We start from the raw sequence: 4,156 nt of genomic DNA, 5'->3' as shown, positions 1-4,156 counted from the left end.
TTCCCACGCAGGAGCGTGGGAACGATCAGGGCCATCGCATCACGGCTTGCAGCTTGAAGCTTGCCGCTCGCAACTGGAGCAAAGCGACCATGACCATCAAACAGATCCGTGCCTTTCTCGCCGTGGCCCATAGCCTGAGCTTCGCCGTGGCCTGCGAGCGTCTGCATTTGTCGCAATCGGCGCTGAGCCTGACCATCAAAGCGCTGGAAGAGGGCTTGGGCGGGCGCCTGTTCAGCCGCAACACGCGTAATGTCGCGCTGACCCCGGAAGGCGAGTCCCTGCTGCCGCTGGCGCGCCGCTTGATCGCCGATTGGGACAACGCCGAAGACGAGATGCGCCAGCGTTTCAGCCTCCAGCGCGGACGCGTGACGCTGGCGGCGATGCCGTCGTTTGCCGGCAATCTGCTGCCGCCGATTCTCAAGAGCTTTCGCGCGCGCTATCCGAACGTCAACGTCACGGTCAATGACGTGATCAACGAACAAGTGCTGGAAATGGTCCGCGATCGTCAGGTTGAACTCGGTGTGGCGTTCGCGCCGATGCAGAGCACGTCGATGACATTCACACCGCTGTATGTCGATCGCTTTGTCGCCGTGGTGCCGGCCGATTCAGCGCTGGCCGGTCGCGCCGATATCGATTGGCAGACCTTGCTGGAGCAACCGTTCATCACCCTGCAGCGGCCATCGACCGTGCGGGTGATGCTGGAAGAGCATTTGCAGGCGCGCGGAATGAAGTTGCCGGTGGAGTTCGAAAGTCATCAATTGGCGACCGTCGGGCGAATGGTTGCCAGCGGGCTTGGGGTCAGCGCGGTGCCGGCATTGTGCGCGGGGCAGATGCGCGAATTGGGCGCGCATTGCTTGACCTTGAATGACTCGGTGGAGCGGGCGATTGGCGTGTTGACCGAGCCGGGCAATGAACTGTCGGCGGCGGCGCAGGCGTTGTTCGAGATTCTCAGGGCGGAAAATTTGCAGCGGCAGTTCGATTTCCCCCTCACCCCAGCCCTCTCCCCAGGGAGAGGGGGAAAGGGAGCCGACCGCGTTTAGTTTCAACTCCCGGGTTCTACCTGCCGCCTCCAATTAATGTGGGAGCAAGCCTGCTCGCGAAGAACGATAACGCGGTCTAAACCTTGGTCACGCGCCACAGATACCAGGCCGCCACCGTCCGATAAGGCCTCCACGCCTGGCCAATCTCGATCATCTGTTTGCGCGTCGGCTGCACCTCCAGTCTCTTCAAACGCCGATATCCCTCACGCACGCCGAAGTCATCGGCCGGCAGAATGTCCATGCGTTCGAGGCTGTAGATCAGCAGCATCTCCACGGTCCAGCGGCCGACACCGCGCAGGCTGGTCAGGCGTTCGATCAGGGTTTCATTGCCCATCGCCCGTGCAGTCGGGTAATCCGGCACCACGCCGTCCAGCGTCGCCTGGGCAATCCCTTGGATCGTCGCGATCTTGCTGGCGGAAAATCCGCAAGCGCGCAGTTGCTCGACCTCGGTAGCCAGAATCTGCTGCGGACGCGGAAACGCCTGCCCCGGAAACAACTCCACCAAACGCCCAAGGATCGCATCGCCGGCCTTGGCGTGCAGTTGCTGATAGGCAATCGCCCGTACCAGCGATTCATAGGGATCGCGCGCCGGATGTGGCTGATGCAGGCACGGGCCGACGGCGCTGACATGGCGCTGCCAGTCAGTGTCTATCGCGGCCAGAAAAGCGCTGGCCATCTCATACATGTCAGCCATGTTGCGGTGATTCGGACATACCCATCGAAATCCTTACTTGCGTGTTGGATTGCATGGCTCAAAAAGCCAATTGTTGAGTCATTTGCAGTGCGGCGTTTTCCAGCCTGAGCAAGAACGCCTTGCGCGGTTGTCCGCCGCCATAGCCGGTCAGCGATCCGTCGGCGCCGATCACTCGGTGGCATGGCACCACGATCGACAGCCGATTGTGCCCGTTCGCCAGGCCGACGGCACGGCTGGCGCCGGGTTTGCCCAGGCCTGCCGCGATGGCGCCGTACGTGCTGGTGTGGCCATAGGGAATTTGCAACAGCGCCGCCCACACCTCACGGGCGAACGCGCTGCCGGGCAGGTGCAGCGGCACGTTGAACCGAGTGAGTTTGCCGGCGAAATAATCCGCCAGTTGCACCTCGATCTGCTGCAAGTGGGCGTTATGCCCCGGTGCAATCGCGTAGCCGTAACGGTTTTGCAGGGCTTCGACTTCCCGGGTCAGCGCCGGGCGGTCGAGAAATTCCAGCAGCACCAGCCCACGGCGCTCGGCCATGGCGATCATCGGCCCCAGCGGCGTGGTCAGGCGAGTGAACAGCAACGGTTCACTATTGGCCGCGCGGCCCGGGGTGATATGGAAGGACTTCTGAAACGCGTCGCGAAAACCACTGAGCGATTCATAGCCGGAGTCGAAAGCGGCGTGATCGATCGAAGTGCCTTGCCTGATTCCGCCCAGGGCCATGCCGAGGCGTCGTGTGCGCAGCCAGGCGTGGAAGGTCATGCCGAAGTGCTGCTTGAACCAGCGCCGCAATTTCAGCGGTTCGATGCCTTCGGCGAGCAACTGCGCATCGCTCCAGCGCCGTTCGGGATCGGCGTCCACCGCATTCAGCAGGCGCTGCACCCAGTCCGGGGCGATGGCTGCTGCGTCCAGCGGTTTGCAGCGCAGGCAGGCGCGGTAACCGGCGCACAGGCACTCGTCGGCGTGGGCGAAGAATTCGACGTTTTCCGGTTTCGGCTTGCGCGCCGTGCAACTGGGGCGGCAAAAGATCCCGGTGGTTTTCACGGCGGTGAAGAACACGCCTTCATAGGCAGTGTCGCGCTCGAGCATGGCGCGAACCATTTCGGCGTGGGGCGGCAGGGCAGCGGCTGGTATGTTCATGACGTGAGAGTAAATCCGCTTTGTCGATGGCTCCACCGAAAAATCGACAGTGAATTTTTTCCCTTGTGCAGCACAATGAGCGAGTCGCCGCTTTCGAGGAAGCCAAACCATGCAGCCGTTTTCCATTCAGCGCATCGATCATATCGTCCTGCGCGTCGCCGACCTGCAACGCAGCATCGATTTCTACGCCAGGGTGTTCGGCGCCGAGGTGGTCAGGCATAACCAGCCACTGGGGCTGGTGCATTTGCGCGCTGGCACGTCGATGATCGATCTGGTCGACTTGCACGGCGAACTCGGGCGCAAGGGCGGTGGCGCGGCGCAGTCGCAGCGACGCAATGTCGACCACTTCTGCCTGCGCATCGAACCGTTCGACGAAGCCGCGCTCATCGCTCACCTGCAATCGTTCGGGCTGACCGTTGAACAAGCCGCCAGGCGTTTTGGCGCCGAGGGTTACGGCTTGTCGCTTTACTGTTTCGACCCGGATGGCAATCAGGTCGAACTCAAAGGCCCGTCCGAGAGCGATCAGCCAGCGGTTTCCTGAAGCAGCAACTCGGTCACTTGCGCCAGAGCCGAGCGGCCGTTTTGCGGTTGTTCAGACGCCAGATTCAACAGCGCCAGTTGCCGGTCGGCGCTGGTGCCGCTGGCGATGATCGCCCGCGCACGCTCGAACAACTGCGCCGCGCCCAATGCCAGCGCCGTATCGGCGAAACGCTGCTCGGCCAGTTCCAGCCATTGCCCGATCGAACAGTCGCCGTCGATACCTTCGACCAGAAAGCGCGCATTAAGCCCCAGGCGCTTGGCGCGCCAGCGGTTTTCTTCCAGCATCGAACGCGCGGTCTGGTCGTACAGCAATCCGGGCCGCCGCTGTGCACTGGCATGAGCCACCAATACCCGGAAAAACGCCGTCAGGGTCAGCGCATCGTCGACCCGAGGGCAAGCGTCGGTCATGCGCAGTTCGAGAGTCGGGAAACGCGCGGCCGGGCGCACGCCCCACCAGCACTCGCCGGGCTGGCTGATGGCGCCGATGCGTGTGAGAAAAGCCAGGTGTTCGTCGTAATGGCGCTGATCGGCAAACAGCGGCGCAATGCCCATGCGTGGCCACTCGTCACACGCGGTCTGCCGGTAGCTCATGAAGCCGCTGGCGGCGCCATCCCAGATCGGCGAGGAGCAGCTCAGCGCCAATAGCAGAGGCGTCCACGGCAGCACTTCGTTCATCACCGCAATGCGATCCAGCGGCTCTGCCACCTCGACGTGCACATGCAGGCCCGACAGCACGCTGCG

At 62.8% G+C, this 4,156-nt stretch carries 5 protein-coding genes; 2 read left to right on the top strand and 3 right to left on the bottom strand.

What is annotated here, in order from left to right:
- Positions 1–89: 89 nt before the first annotated feature.
- On the top strand, positions 90–1,040 hold the full coding sequence (locus D6877_RS17910; RefSeq protein ID WP_130911631.1) for a LysR family transcriptional regulator: 951 nt from the start codon (positions 90–92) through the stop codon (positions 1,038–1,040).
- Between the two features lie 76 nt (positions 1,041–1,116).
- On the opposite strand, the gene D6877_RS17905 is transcribed toward D6877_RS17910, so the two are convergent.
- Entirely contained in the window at positions 1,117–1,734 is a 618-nt protein-coding gene (locus D6877_RS17905; protein ID WP_130911630.1) for a DNA-3-methyladenine glycosylase, read from the bottom strand.
- Between the two features lie 58 nt (positions 1,735–1,792).
- Entirely contained in the window at positions 1,793–2,875 is a 1,083-nt protein-coding gene (locus D6877_RS17900; protein WP_130911629.1) for a trifunctional transcriptional activator/DNA repair protein Ada/methylated-DNA--[protein]-cysteine S-methyltransferase, read from the bottom strand.
- A gap of 109 nt (positions 2,876–2,984) precedes the next feature.
- On the opposite strand from D6877_RS17900, the gene D6877_RS17895 reads away from it, so the two are divergent.
- Positions 2,985–3,416: a VOC family protein gene (locus D6877_RS17895; RefSeq protein ID WP_130911628.1), complete on the top strand. Its 432-nt coding sequence runs from the start codon at positions 2,985–2,987 to the stop codon at positions 3,414–3,416.
- Here D6877_RS17895 and D6877_RS17890 read toward each other — a convergent pair.
- Positions 3,398–4,156, bottom strand: a 759-nt coding sequence (locus tag D6877_RS17890) for a YbdK family carboxylate-amine ligase (RefSeq protein ID WP_130911627.1), incomplete at its 5' end; no start/stop codon positions are given. The genes D6877_RS17895 and D6877_RS17890 overlap by 19 nt on opposite strands.

The organism is Pseudomonas sp. Sample_9, from assembly GCF_004307535.1.
In the GTDB taxonomy this organism is placed as follows: domain Bacteria; phylum Pseudomonadota; class Gammaproteobacteria; order Pseudomonadales; family Pseudomonadaceae; genus Aquipseudomonas; species Aquipseudomonas mercuritolerans.
The sequence above is the reverse complement of the archived record's forward strand: the minus strand, read 5'-3'. Positions and strand labels throughout refer to the sequence as shown.